This window comes from Methylobacter sp., assembly GCF_023227905.1.
In the GTDB taxonomy this organism is placed as follows: Bacteria; Pseudomonadota; Gammaproteobacteria; order Methylococcales; family Methylomonadaceae; genus Methylobacter_A.
Window position 1 is genome coordinate 92,785 of record NZ_JALOCF010000008.1, and the last position, 19,276, is coordinate 112,060.

The 19,276-nt window shown below is 49.8% G+C and carries 21 protein-coding genes; 10 read left to right on the top strand and 11 right to left on the bottom strand.

All coding sequences use genetic code 11. The features are described from left to right. Positions 1 to 786, top strand: coding sequence for a DUF3530 family protein (locus M0R47_RS05395; protein ID WP_292551383.1), 786 nt, complete (start codon positions 1 to 3; stop codon positions 784 to 786). Positions 787 to 873: 87 nt separating this feature from the next. Here the strand turns inward: M0R47_RS05395 and M0R47_RS05400 are convergent, their stop codons facing one another. The 7 genes from M0R47_RS05400 to asnB form a co-directional block, all read right to left on the bottom strand. Beyond that, positions 874 to 1,437, bottom strand: coding sequence for a hypothetical protein (locus M0R47_RS05400; protein ID WP_292551386.1), 564 nt, complete (start codon positions 1,435 to 1,437; stop codon positions 874 to 876). Further along, the gene (locus tag M0R47_RS05405) at positions 1,437 to 2,180 is read right to left on the bottom strand and encodes a hypothetical protein (RefSeq protein WP_292551388.1); all 744 of its coding nucleotides are present in this window, start codon (positions 2,178 to 2,180) and stop codon (positions 1,437 to 1,439) included. The genes M0R47_RS05400 and M0R47_RS05405 overlap by 1 nt, the downstream gene beginning before the upstream one ends. Further along, positions 2,177 to 2,920, bottom strand: coding sequence for a hypothetical protein (locus M0R47_RS05410; RefSeq protein ID WP_292551390.1), 744 nt, complete (start codon positions 2,918 to 2,920; stop codon positions 2,177 to 2,179). The genes M0R47_RS05405 and M0R47_RS05410 overlap by 4 nt, the downstream gene beginning before the upstream one ends. A gap of 131 nt (positions 2,921 to 3,051) precedes the next feature. Beyond that, complete coding sequence (nadE, locus tag M0R47_RS05415; RefSeq protein WP_292551393.1) at positions 3,052 to 4,086, bottom strand: NAD(+) synthase; 1,035 nt, start codon at positions 4,084 to 4,086, stop codon at positions 3,052 to 3,054. A 21-nt stretch (positions 4,087 to 4,107) separates the two neighbouring features. Next, entirely contained in the window at positions 4,108 to 5,679 is a 1,572-nt protein-coding gene (locus M0R47_RS05420) for a class I adenylate-forming enzyme family protein (RefSeq protein WP_292551397.1), read from the bottom strand. A 9-nt stretch (positions 5,680 to 5,688) separates the two neighbouring features. Further along, entirely contained in the window at positions 5,689 to 5,943 is a 255-nt protein-coding gene (locus M0R47_RS05425) for an acyl carrier protein (RefSeq protein WP_292551431.1), read from the bottom strand. A gap of 27 nt (positions 5,944 to 5,970) precedes the next feature. Then, positions 5,971 to 7,941: an asparagine synthase (glutamine-hydrolyzing) gene (gene asnB / locus M0R47_RS05430; RefSeq protein WP_292551434.1), complete on the bottom strand. Its 1,971-nt coding sequence runs from the start codon at positions 7,939 to 7,941 to the stop codon at positions 5,971 to 5,973. Between the two features lie 569 nt (positions 7,942 to 8,510). On the opposite strand from asnB, the gene lepA reads away from it, so the two are divergent. From lepA to M0R47_RS05470, 8 genes are all read left to right on the top strand, one after another. Then, complete coding sequence (gene lepA / locus M0R47_RS05435; protein WP_292551437.1) at positions 8,511 to 10,310, top strand: translation elongation factor 4; 1,800 nt, start codon at positions 8,511 to 8,513, stop codon at positions 10,308 to 10,310. Positions 10,311 to 10,412: 102 nt separating this feature from the next. Further along, the gene (lepB, locus tag M0R47_RS05440) at positions 10,413 to 11,189 is read left to right on the top strand and encodes a signal peptidase I (protein ID WP_292551440.1); all 777 of its coding nucleotides are present in this window, start codon (positions 10,413 to 10,415) and stop codon (positions 11,187 to 11,189) included. Positions 11,190 to 11,234: 45 nt separating this feature from the next. Then, positions 11,235 to 11,612: a DUF4845 domain-containing protein gene (locus tag M0R47_RS05445; protein ID WP_292551443.1), complete on the top strand. Its 378-nt coding sequence runs from the start codon at positions 11,235 to 11,237 to the stop codon at positions 11,610 to 11,612. Continuing rightward, complete coding sequence (gene rnc / locus M0R47_RS05450) at positions 11,609 to 12,292, top strand: ribonuclease III (RefSeq protein ID WP_292551446.1); 684 nt, start codon at positions 11,609 to 11,611, stop codon at positions 12,290 to 12,292. The genes M0R47_RS05445 and rnc overlap by 4 nt, the downstream gene beginning before the upstream one ends. Continuing rightward, the gene (era, locus tag M0R47_RS05455; protein ID WP_292551449.1) at positions 12,289 to 13,170 is read left to right on the top strand and encodes a GTPase Era; all 882 of its coding nucleotides are present in this window, start codon (positions 12,289 to 12,291) and stop codon (positions 13,168 to 13,170) included. The genes rnc and era overlap by 4 nt, the downstream gene beginning before the upstream one ends. Beyond that, positions 13,163 to 14,032, top strand: coding sequence for a DNA repair protein RecO (recO, locus tag M0R47_RS05460; protein WP_292551452.1), 870 nt, complete (start codon positions 13,163 to 13,165; stop codon positions 14,030 to 14,032). The genes era and recO overlap by 8 nt, the downstream gene beginning before the upstream one ends. 90 nt (positions 14,033 to 14,122) lie before the next feature. Beyond that, a complete protein-coding gene (pdxJ, locus tag M0R47_RS05465) occupies positions 14,123 to 14,872 on the top strand; it encodes a pyridoxine 5'-phosphate synthase (RefSeq protein WP_292551455.1) in 750 nt (249 codons plus the stop codon). A 25-nt stretch (positions 14,873 to 14,897) separates the two neighbouring features. After that, positions 14,898 to 15,632, top strand: a complete 735-nt coding sequence (locus M0R47_RS05470; RefSeq protein ID WP_292551457.1) for a protein phosphatase 2C domain-containing protein — start codon at positions 14,898 to 14,900, stop codon at positions 15,630 to 15,632. A gap of 8 nt (positions 15,633 to 15,640) precedes the next feature. Here M0R47_RS05470 and M0R47_RS05475 read toward each other — a convergent pair whose 3' ends face one another. The 4 genes from M0R47_RS05475 to M0R47_RS05490 all read right to left on the bottom strand — a co-directional run bounded on the left by M0R47_RS05475 (position 15,641) and on the right by M0R47_RS05490 (position 18,607). Next, positions 15,641 to 16,606 carry a sigma-54 dependent transcriptional regulator gene (locus tag M0R47_RS05475; protein WP_292551460.1) on the bottom strand — a complete coding sequence of 322 codons (966 nt, stop codon included), beginning with the start codon at positions 16,604 to 16,606 and terminating at the stop codon, positions 15,641 to 15,643. 9 nt (positions 16,607 to 16,615) lie between these two features. Further along, a complete protein-coding gene (locus M0R47_RS05480; protein ID WP_292551463.1) occupies positions 16,616 to 17,344 on the bottom strand; it encodes a sulfite exporter TauE/SafE family protein in 729 nt (242 codons plus the stop codon). Positions 17,345 to 17,408: 64 nt separating this feature from the next. After that, positions 17,409 to 18,134, bottom strand: a complete 726-nt coding sequence (gene pyrF, locus M0R47_RS05485; protein ID WP_292551466.1) for an orotidine-5'-phosphate decarboxylase — start codon at positions 18,132 to 18,134, stop codon at positions 17,409 to 17,411. Between the two features lie 89 nt (positions 18,135 to 18,223). After that, positions 18,224 to 18,607: a rhodanese-like domain-containing protein gene (locus M0R47_RS05490; RefSeq protein ID WP_292551469.1), complete on the bottom strand. Its 384-nt coding sequence runs from the start codon at positions 18,605 to 18,607 to the stop codon at positions 18,224 to 18,226. A gap of 93 nt (positions 18,608 to 18,700) precedes the next feature. On the opposite strand from M0R47_RS05490, the gene M0R47_RS05495 reads away from it, so the two are divergent. Then, a partial coding sequence (locus M0R47_RS05495) for an AEC family transporter (RefSeq protein WP_292551472.1) occupies positions 18,701 to 19,276 on the top strand: 576 nt, incomplete at its 3' end.

The following is a 19,276-nucleotide window of genomic DNA, read 5'->3' on the forward strand; positions in this document are numbered from 1 at the left end:
ATGAAATTATTCCAGACTGCTGTTCTTGCGTTTTGCATGGCGGGTTTATTAAGTGATGCGAGTCTGGCCAGTGATGAAAAGCGGGAAGCCGAGTTTGCCGAAAACATCAGCAATACCCTGACGGTAGGCAAGGCAGTCTGGCTGGAGTCGGAAGGAAATAAATTTCTGGGTGTTTATACGGAAACGGAGAAAACCGGCAGCAAAGGCACTGTAATTATTCTTCATGATATCGGCGGGCACCCGAATCAGCAGCAACTGATTTACGGCTTGAGAGTGATTTTGCCGGAACATAACTGGACGACGCTTGCGCTGCAAATGCCGCTTCGGGAAGCAGGCGTTGAAAAAGAAGAATACTATCCGTTGTTTTCAGAGGCGGCGGCGCGGATTCAGGCCGGAATTGATTATGCCAAGAACAACGGCGCAAAAAGTATTGTTGTGGCCGGCTATGGGCTGGGCGGGCTGATGGGCGCTTATGTTCTGAGTGAGCAGACGAGAGATATTAAAGCGCTGGCGGCCATTAGTTTGCCGGTACCGACTACTGAAAATAAAGCGGCTCAAACCTTGGAATTTATCAGCAAGATCAAGATTCCGATGCTGGATATTTATGGCGCATTAGATGTGCCGGATGTTACGAAGAGCGCCCGTGAACGGCGCTTGGCCGCAAAAGACAATACCGGTTACCGGCAGGTTAAAATCAACGATGAAGGCCACGCTTACCTGCATGATGAAGGGATGCTCGTTAAACGGGTATACAGTTGGCTGGAGTCGGCTTCAGTTGCGCAATGATTTTGACGGGGAATAGGGCGCGATAGATTTACCTCGCACCAATAAAGCAACGTTTAAAAACATCGAACTTGAGGCAGAGTAAGAGCCTCATAACAAGGCGCGATTGTCATAATCCCGCTGGGCAATGCGGCTCGGGTTGCCCAGCACCAGACAGTGGCCTGGGACATCTTGAGTTACCACGGCGCCCACGCCAATGGCCGCGCCATTCCCTACATTGACATTGGCGCAGACCCTTGAATGTGCGCCGATCCACACCCTTTCGCCAATCACTGGCCGCATGTCCGTATTTTTGCCCCCTACCTTAGCGTGCTGTTGAATGTTGCAATGAGGCCCGATGATGCAGTTTCTTACCTCAACCCCTCCAAAGTGGTTAATGTAGAAACCGGGCGCAATATTGGCGCTTTGGTCCAGGTTGATGCCATAAGCATTGCGCGCCCATGCTGACAGCACCCAGTACACAGGGTAAAGGGGAATGGTAAAGGGCCAGCTGATGCAATGTTTGCGGACACTGCTTAACCAGCGTCCGAAACGGTATATCGCCAGCGCCTGAAGTCCATAATTTATCCAAAACGAATGCAGTACATCAATGGGTCGGAGGGGGGCGGAGGAACGATGTACACGCATTATGTCGGCACGGATATTTTCGAACATTAACTCCTCAGCTGTGCATCCATATATTTCATGACATCCAAATCCTGGCGTTTTCGCAATTCGGAATTGTCAAAGTTCCGTAACACCAATCGAGGGGCGTTACCTTGCAGCACGACGCCTGCGGGAATGCTTTTACTAAGCACGGTGCCCGGCAATAGCGTGGCGCCGTCTCCGATACGGATAGCGCCGAAAACCACACAATCCGAACCAATCCATACATTGCGCCCAATCTCGGGACGTCCCATGTCGATGTGGTTCATGCCCACGGTAACTCGCGTACTAATTACCGTTCCGGCTCCTGTTTTTCGGGCTCCGAAGATGATATTGCCCTGATCTGAAAAAGAAACGCCGCCCTCAATTTCACAGTCTTTGGCAATGTCGCTTTTAGTGCCGATCTTCATCAGTGTCAGCTTCAGCAATCCAGTGGGAATGGACATGAGGCGCCAAAACCATTTGAGTTTGCCGCCATTCTTATATTTTAAGCACAACCAATGAGCCAGGCGATGTATCAATATTATCCGCAACCCCGGGGAAACTATCAGCAGCCATAAACGCGACGCCGGACTCATGGGGCGATTCGGCCAGCGCCGTAGATGGGCAATGTCGATGTCCTTGCTTACCTTAGTGCCTGTCTGCCAATTAGCGCGCTGATTAAGGCCTGAGAGAGGATGAGTAACAACACCTGTCTGCGTCATCGGTTGAGTTACTTGGGCAGCGTCGACATCTTTGGCTAGCGGTTTCATTTTGCTGCCTGCTGGGTTGCGAGAGAACTGGCAAAATTTAAAAAGGCGGTGGCAACCAGTTCTTGTCCGCGTTCGTTGAGATGTCCGCCGTCATTGGTCAGTTCAGGGCATAGTGCCTCGACCGTTTGCCCATTCACGGTCACCCGGCAGTGTTGGCCGGTTGAGTCAGCCTCGGCCCGAGCAAGATCAAACAAGCGACCTGTCGAGGCGTAGCGTTCGCGCAGCAGGGTATTGAATTCCGCCCGCCTGAGATTATCAATAGAGCCGCTGGGCTGTTTGCCCATGAGCTTTTTAGCCAAAGCCTTTGGGCCGGTTTGCAGGGCCATCAATGGCGCGGTAACCGCCACGAAGTTCGTTTCCGGATGCCGCTGAGCCAAGGATTCCAGGTTGGCGATATATTTGTTCGCCAACTGCCGGGCATCTGTCGCGGCATTGAAATCGACGTAACATAGCTTCATCATGGCTATATCTGCATTTTGGGCGGCGCCGGCATCAATGGCGGCAGCAAAGTCCTCTATCTTGGATAACGGATCGCCGTTGTTGCCGATGGAAAAATGACTGATACCCTGCGCGGCAGGCGCTGCCCGTCGCTCTTGAACATCAAGATTGACTCCATCCCTGGCGGCTAATCGCTCTATGCCGTTGAGGATATTCCTGCCAACCGACTGGTGACCGAAAACCACTCGTGTTTTTTCCAGTGCCTGCCATTCCGGCTTGTTAGTTTGCGTTGTCGTCACCATCGATGTCTCCTCTAGCTTGGATTGGTTGCACCCTGGCAGTATTAGCATCGTCGCTGCAATCAACCACCAGCCACATATATTTGTATTTGTCATATGCTTGTCCCCGTATAGCGTTATTTAAGAGCTTGCTTTCAGCCCAGCGCCGGCGGTTTGGTCATCGGGCCGGTTACCGTCTCCATTGGAATCCCCGGCCAATGAAGCGCGGCCGTGGTTTTGCGCTTGGCTTGAATGTCATGGTAGATAAATTCCGCTTGATCAAGACCGATCCCTAGCTCCTCAGCTAACCAAGAAGAGGATTTGCTTTCGTTGTAGGCCAGCAAAGCAATATCCATTTTGTCGTAGGGCAGGGCGTAATAAAACTCGTCTTGCCCCTGTGCCATGCTGTAGGTGTCGGTGGTGGGTTGGGCGTTGCAGACTTCTTCCGGAAGCCCCAGATAACGCGCCAGGGCGTAGACCTGCGTTTTATATAAATGCGCAATGGGCTTTACATCGGCCGAGCCGTCACCGTTTTTTACAAAAAAGCCTTGGTCGTATTCCAGGCGGTTGGGCGTGCCGACCACGGCATAATGCAGGCGGTCGGCATGAAAGTACTCCATCGTCTTGCGCACCCGTTGCTTGAAATTAGTGGCGGCGACGATTTGCAGGTAATTCTTCGAGTCCAGCCGCTCCTCGAATAATTGCCCGTCGGGCGATTGCACAACGAGCTTGAAATAATTGAATCCGCCTGTCTGTCCGCCGGCGATAACGATTTTGTTCTTCCATCCGGCGGCGTAGCTCGGGAAAACAGCGCGGATGGCCTCGTCGCGCCAGTGGTAGCAGCCCAAAGCGTCCAATGCTGGTGCGATATCGAATTCCTCATAGGCGATGCCGAGCTGATCCGCCACCATGCGGCCGCGGATAGAGCTTTCGGATGCGGAGTCGCGCTCCGGCAACAGCAAGCCAAATACGCGCTCAAGCCCGACCGCGCGCACGGCCAATGCGGCACAGACCGCGCTGTCTATGCCGCCGGAAATAGCGACGACCAGTCCGCGGCGGTGCAGGTGGCTGCGTAACAATTCACGCAGGCGCTCGGTAATTTTCGCGGTTTCAGCCGCCTCGTCCAGCTTGAGCCCGGCACTAAGATTCGTAGGCACGCTTCTCAGCGGGACATTAAGGGTTTTAAACATAGGTAATTCCTCAACAATCAATTATTCCAGGGGGAGTAATGTGACGCACTGTTCCATAATCAGCTTGCGGGATAACTTGCCGTTGATTGTGCGTGGCAGTTCAGGCAGCAATAGGACATGTTTAGGCACCATATAGTTTTCCAGCCGTTCGTTACAAATATGCTTAATTTGTTGCACGCTCAGATTTTCGCCTTCGCGGGCAGCCACAAAGGCGCACACCGCTTCGCCAAGTAAAGGGTCAGGAATGCCGGCCACCACGACTTCTTGTACAGATGAAAGACTGTAGATTGCATTTTCGACTTCGGTAGGGCTGACTTTTTCCCCGCGGCTTTTGATGATTTCATCGCTACGGGCGACGAAATAGAAGTCGCCATCTGCGTCCCGCCGGAACAAGTCGCCGCTTTTCAACATAAACTCGCCCGGCAATAAGCCAGGCACCAACACTTCGGCGGTTTTTTCCGGTTGCTTCCAGTATCCGCGCATCAGATGCGGGCCGCGTACATAGAGGGTGCCAACCTCGCCTGTTGCCACCGCTTGCCGGTTTTCATCCAGTAACAATAGTTCGGTGCCGGGTATGGCACAGCCTACCGAGTGGGGTTTAATCTCGGCCAAGGCGGGATTCAGATAGGCGCTGCGGATGCACTCGGTTTGCCCATACATCTTGTATAAACTGGCCTGGGGAAATATTCGCCGGATACCGGCGATAAACTCCACCGGCAGCATCGCTGCGGCGTTAGTCAGTATCCGCACGCTGGGAAAATTGAGTTGTTGTTTTGCATCGTGCGCCAACATCATGGCGAAGATGGTAGGCACGCTGGCGAAACTGGTTACCGCTTCGTCGTTCATGCGCTTGAATACCTGCATCGGATAAATAAACGAGCGTTCCAGTACCAAGGTTGCTCCGACGCGCACTGCGGACAGCCATTGGAAGAGGCCATAGCCGAAATTGAGCGGTAAGGCGGAAAATAATCGGTCATGCTGGGAAAAGCCCAGATATTCAGTGATACTGTTCAGCACAAACAATAGCGATTGATGAGTGTGCATCACGCCTTTGGGAAAGCCGGTTGTGCCCGACGTGTAGATCAGCGCGGCCAAATCCATCGTGATAGCTGACTGTGGCGGCAGGGTGGTTGGCATATGGGTTAATGCATTGTCCAGATTTTCGACACCGTCCGGCAATGCCTTGGATTTCGATAGGCATAATACCCGCAGTGTCGGCAACTGCTCTGCTGCCGGGCAGAACACTCGTGCAAGATTCTGCTCGCTTAGCAATACCCGAGCATCCGAATCACTCAGGATGAATGCCAGCTTATCGGGCTTGGTTTGGGCATTAATAAGGACAAAAACTCCACCAGCCAATAGCACGCCATAGATTGATGCGGCGCATTGCCAGGTATTGTCCATGAAAATCGCTACGCGGTCGCCACGGCATACGCCGCTCGCGCGCAAAGCATGGGCAAGCCGGTAAGCGTAGTCCGTCACCTCACGGTAGCTCACTCGCACATCATCAACAACCAAGGCGGTATGATCGGGATATCGTGCGGCAGTGGCTAGCAAGGTGTCTTGCAGGAGTCGGGGTATAACGGGCATCATTCTTTCTCTTCAGGCAGCCACTGCTTGGGCTTGCTTACGCTGAATAAAAGCAGCCAGATTGTCTACGGAATCAAGATTGGCCGGCAGCATTTCGTCGTCGTTTACTTTGATGCCGAAGGTTTCTTCGATGAAAAGTATAATCTCCATAACGCCGGTAGAATCTATAATGCCTCCGTCAAGGAAAGAGTCGCTGTCCTGTAAGATTGACTCGTCTTCGGTGAACAGAAGATTTTCCATGATGTAGTGGCGAATAATTTTTTTCATGGTCACATTCATAGCTATAGCCTAGGGTTAGGTTAAAGAAGGTTTGGGAACACTTGCTCCATGAGCAATTTGAGAAAATTTTTCAATAAAAAAATAATGGCATAACTGGGTAGAAAGAACGCCAACCAGCGCCATGTTGTCCTTGTAAGCAATTGAGCCGCCACTGCTCGCTTTCTTGAGCAAAAAACCGACTTTTTTAGCGTCGAAATAGCCGTAGCGCTTGAGCTTTTCTGCGCTCAGCAAATCATCCACATAGGCTGGAGGATGGGCGGAGAAAAAGGCAGGTATGTCCGGAGCCCGATACGGTTGTTTGTGACGCTCAAGAATCTGATTGGGTAACTGGCTTTTCATGGCTTGCTTAAACAGGTATTTCTCGTTGAGCACACGCATCTTCAGGCGCGGATTCAGGCAATTGGCGAACTCAATAAGCCTATGGTCCAAGAAGGGGAAGCGTCCCTCCACTGAATTGGCCATCAGCATGCGATCTCCTTGAGAGCAGAGTAAATAGTCGCTCAACAGTGTTTTAGCTTCCAGGTATTGTGCGCGGTTGAACGGATGCCAGCTATCGAAAGCAAGCGGCAATTGTCCGGTCAGTCCATTGACGGCATTTTCATGCAGCGTAGCGTTGAGTTCCTGAGAGAAAAAGACTTTGCATTGGGACGTTGTGAACCATCGGGGCAGATGACTGAATCCCGGCTGTCCGGGCTTATCCAAGCCGATGCTGTAGTACTTTTGTAAATAAGCTTTGGCTTGGGAGCTAGAGGTTTCCAGGTAGGGATACAGCACCTTGAGCAGCAGTGGCCGCCATTCGGACTGAGGGTGCCGGGCCCAGAATTGACGGATCTTGGCTTCCTTGAACAGGTCATAACCGCCCAGTACTTCATCGGCGCCTTCGCCGGTCAGAACTACTTTGTAAGCTGAATCGCGCACCAAGCCGGACAGTTGTTGCATAGGCGAAGGAGCGGTGCGGAGAATCGCTGTTTCGGCGTGAAAAACAGTGGCCGGAAAGTTTTCGGCAATATCACTGTTTTGGCAGAGTATTCGGCTATTTTCAACGCCAAGATGTTCGATCAACTGCTTCTGGAAGCTCGATTCGTCAAGCGATTGTTCTTCGAAGCTGATAGAGAAAGTCTTGAGCGGTGCGGCTGAGTGACGACGGATCAGCGCCACCAATGCAGAGGAATCGAGTCCTCCCGAGAGATAGGCGCCGACCGGCACGTCCGCGCGCAAGCGGATGGAGGTCGCGTCGGCAAGGATATCGTATAACTGCTCGGTTAAATCGGCGTCCGAGCCTTGGAGATAATCGCCCGGTTCGGGAAAGCGCCAGTCCCAATAAACTGACTCGCGCAAAAGGCCGTGTTCCAAAACCAGCATGTGCCCGGGCGCTACCTCAAAGATGTCTTCAAACAGCGTATTAGGGCTGCGTGCCGCCCAGAAGGTGAATATTTGATCCAGTGCCGCCGGAGAGATGCGCGGCGCTTCCGATAACTGAGGTAATAAGGCCTTGATTTCCGAAGCGAACAACAGTCGATCGCCTTGGGAGGAATAGAAAAGCGGTAAAATACCGGCTCGATCACGCACTAACAGTAAGCGTTGATTGTTGCTGTCCCAAAGGGCGATGGCAAATTGGCCGTTCAGGTGTTGCACAAAATCGTCGCCGTATTGCTCGTAGGCATGGACGATGACTTCGGTATCACTGAGGGTATGAAAGCTGTGGCCCTGTTTGATTAAGTTTTTGCGCAACTCGACATAGTTGAATATCTCTCCGTTGAATGTGACCCATACGGTCTTGTCCTCGTTGTGCAGAGGTTGAGCGCCGCCGGCAAGATCGATGATGCTAAGGCGCGTGTGGCCCAAACCAATGCGTTGGTTGGGATCAAGGTAGATGCCGCTACCATCAGGGCCTCGATGATGCAGAGCAGGCAACATGCTGCGCACATCCTTTTCGCTAATTTTGGTCTGCGTTGAGAAAGCAGCAATACCATTAATTCCGCACATATCTATCCCTTAGCATCTCGTTAAGTTTAAATATTTTTTAAAGTCTCATATTGAAACCAACAGGCTGAGAATCATTCTAAGCAGAAAAAAACGAAAAAAACATAAGTGCAAATACTAGGGATGTTGTTGATTCCATTTATATAAATTTCTTGCTATCGCTGTTTGAACATTTTCTTTTGAGCACCCTAATGAAGCCAATAGCTTGGGAATTATTCGCAGCAGAAAAAACATAAGCGCTGATGCTTAGGATTGTTAGATTTATTAAAAAATTAATTTGTTTGTATTAGGACTATACCCCGCATTAAATACAGCAAGCATGGGTAAAAATTGCCTTAAGATTGATGAAAGTAGGCTTTGGGAAGGTCTAAACCTGTTACAATGTTTAAATAATACAGATGTGCAAATCCGATGACGGCAAGCATCGTAGAGACGTTAGCTACATTGATTTGGATAAGGCGTGAACAGGATGCAGGTAAGGGAAAAGCTTACAAGGAACGTCGCTATTTATACGTGGTGCTGGAAGTGGTTGGCACAATGCATTAACACTATCATAACAAGTTGAAAATTAAGTGGATTTAAAACATATAAGAAATTTTTCCATTATCGCGCATATCGATCATGGTAAATCGACGCTTGCGGATCGTTTTATTCAAATCTGCGGCGGCTTAAGCGCCAGGGAGATGTCCGCACAAGTGCTTGATTCGATGGATATTGAGAAAGAGCGCGGTATCACGATTAAGGCGCAGAGCGTTACGCTGGACTATAAAGCGAAAGATGGCGAAACCTATCAGCTTAACTTTATTGATACTCCAGGGCATGTGGACTTTTCCTATGAGGTTTCCAGGTCTTTAGCGGCTTGCGAAGGCGCGCTGCTGGTTGTCGATGCGGCCCAAGGCGTAGAGGCGCAAAGCGTCGCCAACTGCTATACGGCGATAGAACAGGGGCTGGAAGTGGTGCCGGTGCTGAACAAAATCGATTTGCCTTCTGCCGAGCCTGAGCGGGTGCAGGCTGAAATTGAAGAAGTGATCGGTATTCCGGCCGACGAGGCGTTGATGATCAGCGCAAAAACCGGCTTGGGCGTTGAGGGTGTGCTGGAGCAATTGGTGCTTAAAGTCCCACCGCCTGAAGGTAAACCGGACGGCCCATTACAGGCATTGATTATCGATTCCTGGTTCGACAGTTATCTGGGCGTGGTGTCTCTGGTCAGGATCATGCACGGCAGTATCCGCAGAAAACAAAAGATTACTATCATGTCTACCGGCAAGTCGTTTATCGCCGAAAAAGTCGGCGTTTTTACGCCTAAACGCCTGGATAAGGATATTTTGAATACCGGCGAAGTCGGCTATGTCGTAGCCGGTATTAAGGATATTTTCGGGGCGCCGGTCGGCGATACCATTACCTGGACGGATAACCCGGCTGCCGAGCAGCTCACCGGATTTCAAAAGGTGCAGCCGCGCGTTTTTGCCGGCTTGTATCCGGTCAGTTCGGATCATTATGAGGACTTGCGCGAGGCGCTGAAAAAATTAAATCTCAATGATGCGTCCTTGTATTTTGAGCCGGAAACCTCTCAGGCTTTAGGCTTTGGTTTCCGTTGTGGTTTCTTGGGCATGCTGCACATGGAGATTGTGCAGGAGCGCTTGGAAAGGGAATACGATGTTGACCTGATCACAACAGCGCCGACCGTTATCTATGAAGTCATTACCCATAACGACCAGATTTTGATGATCGACAACCCGGCCAAACTGCCGGATATGGGCACTATCAAGGAAATCAGAGAACCTATTATCCGGGCTAATATCCTGGTTCCGGAGACCTATCTGGGCGGCGTCATTACGCTGTGCATAGAAAAGCGCGGCGTGCAAAAAGACATGCAGTACGTCGGCAGGCAGGTATCGCTGCATTATGAAATGCCGCTCAGCGAAGTGGTGCTGGATTTCTTCGACCGCTTAAAGTCGGTGAGCAGGGGCTTTGCATCGTTTGACTATGAGTTCTTGCGCTTCCAGCCGGCCGAACTGGTCAAACTGGACGTGTTGATTAATGCTGAAAAGGTGGATGCGCTGTCTATCATTGTGCATCGCGAGCTAAGCCAAAACCGTGGCCGCGATCTGGTTGAAAAGATGAAAGACCTGATTCCCCGGCAGATGTATGAGGTTGCGATACAGGCGGCCATCGGTTCTAAGGTTATCGCCCGCTCCACCGTTAAAGCGATGCGGAAGAATGTGATTGCAAAATGTTACGGCGGCGATATCAGCCGTAAGAAAAAGTTACTGGAAAAACAAAAGGCCGGTAAAAAACGTATGAAACAGGTCGGCAATATTGAAATACCTCAAGAGGCATTTTTGGCCGTTTTGCAGCTTAATAAAGAATAAAATCAGACGAAAGGCAAAAGGCGCAAGGCGAAAAAACACCTTTCGCCTTTTGCCTTTCGTCTTTAGTCTTTAGTCTTAAACCTTTTACCTGAAATTATAAACATGGATTACGATTTTTCCTTTTTTCTTGTCGTCGCCACGCTGGTCACCGGTGTCATTTGGGGCGGGTATTTGCTGGTGCTCAAATCAAGAGGGGAGGTTTTTGATGAAGATAAAGAACCCTTACTGGTCGAGTACGCGCGTTCTTTTTTTCCGGTCGTATTGATTGTGTTATTGCTGCGATCATTCATCGCAGAGCCTTTCCGCATACCGTCCGCATCGATGATGCCGACTTTACTGATAGGCGATTTTATTCTGGTTAATAAATTCACTTACGGCATCCGCTTACCGGTTATTAACAAAAAAGTCGTTGAGCTGAATGAACCCAAGCGCGGGGATATTGTCGTTTTCCGCTATCCAAAAGATCCGACTGTCGACTACATCAAGCGTGTGATCGGCCTGCCGGGTGATAAAGTTGCTTATTACGATAAAAAGCTGCACATCAACGGCGAGCCCGTCAATCAGGTCTCTTTGGGACGCTATCAGGGCGTAGGTCAAGGCGAGGATATGACCGGAAATGAGCATTTGTTGGAAGATTTGATGGGCGTTGAGCACAGCATCCTGATCAGAAATGGCGCAACTTCCGCCGAAGGCGTTTATGTAGTGCCGCAAGGGAGTTATTTTGTGATGGGCGATAACCGTGATAACAGCAACGATAGCCGTTACTGGGGCACGGTTCCGGAAGAAAACCTGGTTGGAAAAGCTTTTTTCATCTGGATGAGTTGGGACTGGCAAGATAAAGGTGTGGGCCTGGACCGTATTGGCACAGTGTTGAAATAAACTGCACTATACTTAACTCTTTTTATAAACCATCTGGAGAAAAAAATGAATTTACTGCTTAAACGTCAGCAAGGTTTGACCTTGATTTCGCTTGTTTTTATTCTGGGTCTTATCGGTTTTTTTGTCATGTTGACACTTAAGATCGTTCCGATTTACCTGGATCACGGCAAGGTAAAAAGTGCGTTGGAGGCGTTAAAAGCAACGCCGGAACTTCAAACGAAAAGCGAATATGAAATCAGGGACAGCTTAAATAAGCGTTTTAGCATTAATTATGTCTATGATGTCAAACCTGAGAACATTAAAGTCATTAAACATGGCAATTATGTGAAAGTGGACATCGAGTATGAAACTGTCGTGAAGTTGGTCAGTAACCTGAGTGCATTGGCCGAGTTTCATGACACTATCGAGGCCGGTCAAGAGTGATAAAAAAGCCTGAAGAGTTGTGCAAAAAGTTGGGTTTGACGTTTAATAATCCTCAGCTTTTTACTACAGCTTTAACGCATCGAAGTGCAAGTTCGAACAATAATGAACGGTTGGAGTTTTTGGGTGATTCAATTTTGGGTTTTGTTATCGCCCAGAAGCTGTATGAGTTATTTCCGGGCGCCAGTGAAGGCGTTTTAAGCCGGTTAAGGGCGAGCTTGGTCAACCAGAGCTTTCTGGCGGAACTTGCCAGAAAGCATCAGTTGGGCGATTACTTGGTGCTGGGTTCGGGGGAATTGAAGAGCGGCGGCTTTCGTCGCGATTCGATCCTGTCCGATGCCGTGGAAGCCATTATAGGTGCGTTGTACAACGATCAGGGCATGGATGCTTGTCAGAAATGGATCTTGCAGTTATTTGCGGAAAAGCTGAAAGGCTTGTCTCTGGATAATTGGCAGAAAGACCCTAAAACTCAATTGCAGGAATTAATGCAGTCCAAAAAAATGGATCTGCCGGATTACACCTTAATGACTATGTCCGGGCTTGCACATGAACAAACTTTCAAAGTTAAGTGTACGATAACGTTAATAGCAGAGTCTTGCATCGGCACCGGAAATTCCAGAAAAAAAGCCGAGCAGTCGGCGGCAGAGCTTATGCTTGAATTATTAAATAAGGACACTAAATGAATTGTGGTTATGTCGCCCTGATTGGGCGCCCCAATGTCGGCAAATCAACATTAATGAATCATTTGTTGAAGCAGAAAATCAGTATCACCTCGCGCAAGCCGCAAACGACCCGGCATCGGATTCTCGGCATTAACACCACGGCCGCCGGGCAGGCCATTTATATGGATACGCCGGGTATGCATAGCAGCGAGAAACGGGCATTGAACCGTTATTTGAATCGGACCGCGGAGACAACCTTGACGGGCGTCGACGTGATCGTCTGGTTGATCGACGGCTTGTCCTGGCATGAATATGACGAAGCTATCTTCAAAAAGCTGGAGCAAGCGGGTTTGCCGGTGATTCTTGCTGTTAATAAAGTCGATAAGGTCGCGGATAAAGAAGCTATTTTAAAATTCTTCGACGAAGCCCAACATCGCTTCCCATTCAAGCATTTGGTACCCATTTCCGCGCTAAAAGGCACCAATCTCGATCAGCTCGAAAGCTTGATCATGGCGCTACTGCCTGAGCAGGATTTGATCTATCCCGAGGATCAGATTACCGACCGGTCCGAGCGGTTTTTAGCGGCTGAAATTGTCAGGGAAAAACTGACCCGGCGTTTAGGCGATGAACTGCCATATGCGCTGACGGTAGAGATAGAGCGCTACGAGGAAAAACCCAACATTACCAAAATATACGCGATTATCTGGGTGGAACGCTTGACCCAAAAGAACATCGTAATCGGCAAAGACGGCGAGATGCTGAAGAAAGTCGGCACCGACGCCCGACTGGATATAGAAAAGCTGATCGGGCAGAAAGTCTATCTACAGCTTTGGGTTAAAGTTAAAAAAGGCTGGTCGGATAGTGAACGAGCCTTGCAAAGCTTAGGCTTTAATGACTGAATCCGCGGTTTATTTGCAACCTGCTTTTATCCTGCAACAGCGCAAATACCGGGAAAGCGGCCTGATTATCGATGTACTGACCCGAGATTTCGGCCGGATTTCCCTGCTGGCCAAGGGCGTCAGAAAAGCCAGGTCAAAAACAGCAGGAATGTTGCAGCCCTTTATCCCGTTACTCATTTCCTATTTAGGAAAGGCAGAGCTAAAAACGCTGACCGGCGTAGAACGCCTCGCCGATTCCGTACCGGCTAGCGGCATACACTCCGTCCCTGGAGATCGCCAAGCCAGTTCCAGACTGGCTTTAGGCATACACTCCATCCCTGGAGATAACCCTGCCGGTTCCGTACCGGCTGTTGGTATACACGCCATCCCTGGAGATATAATTCAGCCGTTTAATGAGATAAAAGGGCTGGCGCTTTATTGCGGTTTTTATATCAATGAGCTGGTTGTTTGTTTTTTGCACAAATACGACCCCCACCCTGAAGTGTTCAGCGACTACGGCGAATGTTTATGTGCTCTTTCTTCACATGGCGCTAACCTGGAAGCTGCATTGCGGCTATTTGAGCTTAATCTAATGGAATATACTGGTTATGGCTTGCAACTGGAACATGATGACAATCAAAAGCCCATTGAGCCATCAAAAAGATACGACTTCAATGTAGGTCGGGGGGCGGTTGAAGCGGCGAATGGTCAGTTTTCAGGCAAGACTTTGCAGGCGCTAAGCGCCAGGGAACTGACCGATCCTCAGGTCTTAAGCGAAGCAAAAATCCTGATGAGGATGGTCATTGATGTTTATTTGCAAGGCAGGGAACTCAAAAGCCGAGCGGTCATTAATAAAATCATGAAGCACACCAGCGCCGAATAGGGCTTACAACCACGGCCGTAATATTTACCTATCGCCAGGCACAATAAAACCAAACGGAGTGGACGAGGCTACAACCTCATCCAGCATAAAATGAACAAAACACAGATCTTATTAGGCGTGAATATCGATCACGTCGCCACTTTGAGGCAGGCCAGAGGCACGCTTTACCCTGAGCCGATTCAGGCCGCATTAATTGCAGAACAGGCGGGTGCTGACGGTATCACGGCGCATTTGCGGGAAGACCGCCGACACATACAGGACAGGGACATCTATTTATTAAAAGAAATGCTCCATACCCGGCTGAATATGGAAATGGCGGTAACCGATGAGATGGTTGGCATAGCTGAGAAAGTACGGCCCTTTGCCTGCTGTCTGGTGCCGGAAAAGCGCGAAGAGTTGACCACTGAGGGAGGGCTGGATGTCGCCGGCAATTTGCATCGCCTGCAATGGGCCTGCGATAAACTGGCGAGTGCAGGTGTTGAAGTGTCATTGTTTATCGATCCTGATGAAATACAGATCGATGCGGCGGTAAAAGCGGGGGCACCAGTCATTGAATTGCATACCGGGTGTTACGCTGAAGCGGACAGCCCCCAACAGCAAGCCGAAGAGTTGGAGCGCATCAGGAAGGCTGCTGTTTATGCCCACAGTGCCGGACTGCAAGTTAATGCCGGGCATGGCCTGAATTTTCATAATGTTGAAGCGATATGTGCGCTGCCGCAAATAGTCGAACTTAATATCGGTCATTCGATTATCGCGCAGGCGGTATTTTCAGGCTTGGCTCAGTCGGTTAGGGATTTGAAGCGGATCATGCGCACTGCAAGAATGCAGCAGAATGCTTGAGTCGTTGTTGGTCTGAAGGAAGCAAGTGGCGCTGGAGTTTTATGAATTCACCTCGATAGGTGATCGAAGGATTAATCAGGACTTTATGGCGCACGTCATTAATGAGTCTTATGCGCTGTTTGTCGTTGCCGATGGTTTGGGCGGTCATCATGCAGGAGAAAAAGCGTCCCGGTTTTTCTGTCAGGGCTTGTTAAAAGCCGCCGATATTTACAGCAAACAGATGGCGCAGGATCCCATAAACGCTTTTTCGGCCTGGATTGCATCGGCTATCGATGAAATGAAAGCGCTGTTTGCGTTCGATAAGTTAGGCCATGATGCGCATACTACTTGTGCAGTTCTTTACCTTGATGAACAGCAGGCGTTGACTGCGCATTGCGGCGATTCGCGGATATACAGGATGAATCCACAACGGATCCTGTGGCGAACCCAGGATCACTCCATTCCGCAACAATTATTGAATGAAGGCAAGATAACCGAGCAGGAGATGGCGCAGCACCCGGAGCAAAACCGGCTAACGCGCACGATCAATATAATGAAAGCCCATGAAGCGGAGATTAATCTGTATCCGGCTATTGAAAAAGGCGAGACTTTTGTGCTGTGCACTGACGGTTTCTGGGAATATGTGAAGCCATCAGAGCTATTGCGATTAGCGAAGCCCGCCATTGGTATGGATGATCTCGCCAAACTGGCGCGATTAGCAATGTCTCGCGCTCAAGGAAGAAGCGACAATATTACCGTGCAGTGGATAAGAAAGTTTTAAATGCCGAATTAATGCGGCACTGCAAAACCGTGTTTTTGCATACGGTAAAGTAAGGTGTCGCGGGAGATGCCCAGCAGTTTTGCGGACTTGCTACGATTGCCTTTAGTGCGGTTCAGGGCTTGATGTATTAAATCGGCCTCTAATGTATCCAGCTTAAGGCCGGTCTCTGGTAAGGTAAACTCGGTTGTAGCCGGCGTATTGCTGATGATTTTAGCGCTAAATTCAGCGGGCAGGTTTTCCGGCTCAATGACTCTGCCTGCCAATAAAATGCTGAGCCTTTCGCATAAGTTACGCAACTCGCGAATATTGCCCGGCCAAGGGTAGGCTTTCAGTGTTTTTAAGGCTTGCTTGCTGAATTTTGGGGCAGTCAGGTTATGCGCGTCTTCGAACAGGGCCAGAAAGTGCTTGACCAGCGACTCAATGTCTTCAGTGCGCTGTGCCAATGACGGCAATTCTAATGGCACAACATTCAAGCGAAAATACAAATCCGATCTGAACTCGCCTGCTTCGATTTGTTTATTTAAGTCAGTGTTGGTTGCGGAAATAACGCGTACATTAACTTTGTAAGGCTTAATTTCACCGATTGGAAGGCATTCCCCTGACTCAAGAAAGCGCAATAATTTTGCCTGAATCGACAGCGGCAAGGAATTGATTTCATCAAGAAACAGTGTGCCGCCATCGGCAGCCTGGAATAGGCCTTGCTTATCGGTTGTCGCTCCTGTGAACGAGCCTTTTTTATGGCCAAACAGTTCAGATTCGATCAGGCTTTCAGGTAACGCCGCGCAGTTTAAAGTGATAAAAGGCTTGTCGGCGCGAGCGCTGGCTTGTTGAATGGCGGTGGCGAAAACTTCCTTGCCGGTGCCCGTTTCGCCTTTAAGCAATACGGTGACATCGGTCGCCGCAACAATTTTGGCGCTCCGGATTAAGGAATCCAATGCAGGAGATTGGCCGATGATCGCGCTAAAATGATCCATAGATACCTCTTAATGTAATGCCGAATGGGTTGTAATCGCCATGGGATTAAGCCAGGGCAAGGCCGCCAGTAGAGCCAGCACAATCATGAACAGGCCAATAGCCTGTTTAAAACGGGGCATTCTGGATAACCTTGTGAGAATTCCGGTCATTATACCGACTCCCATGACTGCCGGTAAAGTTCCCAGTCCGAAAAACAGCATAGTTAGGGCGCTTTGCTTGATGTCGCCTGCGGTTGCGGCGAGCGCCAAGGCTGAATAAACCAAACCGCACGGTAGCCATCCCCACACCATGCCAAAAAGAAAAGCCTGGCTGCGGTTCTTAACCGGGATCAGTTTACGGCCGAAAGGTTCGATCATTTTCCAGAAACGCAGGCCGGCTTTCTCAATGTAGGCAAACCGGGGGAACCATCCGGCTATATACAGCCCCGCCCCGGTCATGACGGCGGCGGACAGTAATTGCAGCAGCCGATGCCCGCTGACTTCACCCATTGGCAGGGTAATCAATGCTTCAATGACACCCGCTAATGCGCCGGCTATTGTGTAACTGGTAATGCGGCCGATGTTGTAATTGAACACAAAGGGGAACAGCCGGCTTTTTTTGTTCCGTATTTCCGGGCTGAGACTCAAGGTCAAGGTGCCGATAATGGAACCGCACATACCAATGCAGTGCATGCTACTGAACAGGCCCATCGTTAAGGCGACCAGATATGAGGTAGTAAAGGCGAGATCAAATTCCATAATCGCAAGGCATTATTATAAAAAAGAGTAGGGCGAACGAATGGTCGCCCTTTTTGATTCGCATCTATTGAAACTGCGAAAGAATTTGCCCCTGAATCTTTTCGGCCATGGCTTTACGGTTCTCGGCGTCGCGTATTGGGCGGCCGACAACGATATAGTCAGCGCCATTCTGGAAAGCCATTTCCACGCTGACCACTCGTTTTTGGTCGTCTTCTTCGCGGTTGTCAACCGGTCTGATGCCCGGAGTGATGACGAGCAGCTTGTGGTCCAGTTCCTCTCTGAGCATGGCGACTTCAAGGCCGGATGAAACAATGCCGTCGCAGCCGATTTGCAAGGCTCGTTTGGCGCGGGATAAAACCAGCTCGCGGACATCGCAGGCAAAGCCCAAGTCGTCAAGATCGCCGCGATCCAGGCTGGTTAACGCGGTTACGGCCAGCACTTTAAGGTCGCCTTTTTCCTTGGCGGCGGCTTCCATAATGGCATCGTTGCCGTGGATGGTGGCAAGATCGACGCCTTTGCTGCTTAAGGCTCTAATGGCTCGGCCTACAGTGGCTGGGACATCGAAAAATTTCAGGTCGACAAAGATTTTCTTGTTTTGCTGTTTCAACCATTCGATAAAACCGAAATAATCACCGGACATGAACAGTTCCATGCCGACTTTGTAGAAGATGACCGAGTCGCCGAGTTCTTCGACTAAAGCCTGCGCTTCCGGAATGCTGGGAACATCCAGCGCCATGATGAGTCGTTCACGGACAGGGATGGATTTGGTTGAGATAAATGATTGAGACATGTTTAAAAGTAAAGTTGAAAATATAAAATTCTGTGTAGGATGGGCTAAGGCACGAAGCCATCGTTGTTCGCAATAGATTAGGTGTCGGCTTATTCAGTCACCAGGCCTTGTTCATGCCAAGCCTGTATGCCGCCGTTCATTAGGTAAACCTTGGAAAATCCCTCCGACTTTAATATCAGTTGGGCTTGTGCGGAACGCATGCCGGCTTGGCATTGGGTGATAATCGGGCGGTTTTTATAAGGTTCAAGCTCAGGTAGCCGGTCATTCAACTGGGATAACGGAATTCGAATGGCGCCGTGAATATGATGTTCATTCCAGTCGTCCTTTTCACGCACATCGACAATAACGGCTCTGTCTTTGACTCGCATTGTCGCGGCTTCTTTAGGCGAGATGACATCAGTTTCAGCCATTGCAAAAGAGCTGGCGAGCAATAAAAAAACGCCGAGTCGGCAATACTTTGAAAATAGACGCACTTAAACGCTCCAAATAATAAGTCGATATATATTACCGGAACTTGTTTTAACGGTGAATGTTAAAATTCACTATTGTCACAATAGTCCTCGATTATGAACTCAACATTGATACAAATGGCCTTGATAATGGCGTGCGGCGCAGGATGGCGTTTTGTAAAGCCAGCAGGCCTGTCAGCCGAGCATACGCGGCAGGTGCTGACCACGGTGGTCTATTATTTGCTGCTGCCGGCCATGGTTCTGGATGTTTTATGGTCTGCTGATATTGGTTTGCACTCGTTTCAGTATACCTTGCTGGGCGTGGGCAGTATTGTTTTTGCGATGCTTTGCCTGTGGCTGGTTGGGGTATTGTTCAAATTTGAAGACCGGCGCTTGGGTGCGATGATACTGGCGGCGGCGTTTCCCAATGTGACCTATCTGGGCTTGCCGGTTTTGGAACACATCTTTGGTAGCTGGGCCAGGTCGGTGGTCATACAAATGGACCTGTTTGCAACCTCGCCATTGTTGTTTACCGCAGGGGTTCTGGTCGCGCGGCGCTATGGCGAAGATACCGCGGAAAAGCCAAAATCGCTGTGGCTGTTTTTTAATGCGCCGCCATTCTGGGCGGCGGCTGTTGCGGTAATACTGAATGTTAACGGTTTAATTGCTCCAGTTTGGTTTTCAGGGGTGTTG

Excerpts from the sequence above, each read along its gene's own strand:
- M0R47_RS05395 (WP_292551383.1), top strand. The coding sequence starts at position 1 with ATGAAATTATTCCAGACTGCTGTTCTTGCGTTTTGCATGGCGGGTTTA.
- M0R47_RS05400 (WP_292551386.1), bottom strand. The coding sequence starts at position 1,437 with ATGTTCGAAAATATCCGTGCCGACATAATGCGTGTACATCGTTCCTCC.
- M0R47_RS05405 (WP_292551388.1), bottom strand. The coding sequence starts at position 2,180 with ATGAAACCGCTAGCCAAAGATGTCGACGCTGCCCAAGTAACTCAACCG.
- M0R47_RS05410 (WP_292551390.1), bottom strand. The coding sequence starts at position 2,920 with ATGGTGACGACAACGCAAACTAACAAGCCGGAATGGCAGGCACTGGAA.
- nadE (WP_292551393.1), bottom strand. The coding sequence starts at position 4,086 with ATGTTTAAAACCCTTAATGTCCCGCTGAGAAGCGTGCCTACGAATCTT.
- M0R47_RS05420 (WP_292551397.1), bottom strand. The coding sequence starts at position 5,679 with ATGATGCCCGTTATACCCCGACTCCTGCAAGACACCTTGCTAGCCACT.
- M0R47_RS05425 (WP_292551431.1), bottom strand. The coding sequence starts at position 5,943 with ATGAAAAAAATTATTCGCCACTACATCATGGAAAATCTTCTGTTCACC.
- asnB (WP_292551434.1), bottom strand. The coding sequence starts at position 7,941 with ATGTGCGGAATTAATGGTATTGCTGCTTTCTCAACGCAGACCAAAATT.
- lepB (WP_292551440.1), top strand. The coding sequence starts at position 10,413 with ATGGATTACGATTTTTCCTTTTTTCTTGTCGTCGCCACGCTGGTCACC.
- M0R47_RS05445 (WP_292551443.1), top strand. The coding sequence starts at position 11,235 with ATGAATTTACTGCTTAAACGTCAGCAAGGTTTGACCTTGATTTCGCTT.
- era (WP_292551449.1), top strand. The coding sequence starts at position 12,289 with ATGAATTGTGGTTATGTCGCCCTGATTGGGCGCCCCAATGTCGGCAAA.
- recO (WP_292551452.1), top strand. The coding sequence starts at position 13,163 with ATGACTGAATCCGCGGTTTATTTGCAACCTGCTTTTATCCTGCAACAG.
- pdxJ (WP_292551455.1), top strand. The coding sequence starts at position 14,123 with ATGAACAAAACACAGATCTTATTAGGCGTGAATATCGATCACGTCGCC.
- M0R47_RS05475 (WP_292551460.1), bottom strand. The coding sequence starts at position 16,606 with ATGGATCATTTTAGCGCGATCATCGGCCAATCTCCTGCATTGGATTCC.
- M0R47_RS05480 (WP_292551463.1), bottom strand. The coding sequence starts at position 17,344 with ATGGAATTTGATCTCGCCTTTACTACCTCATATCTGGTCGCCTTAACG.
- pyrF (WP_292551466.1), bottom strand. The coding sequence starts at position 18,134 with ATGTCTCAATCATTTATCTCAACCAAATCCATCCCTGTCCGTGAACGA.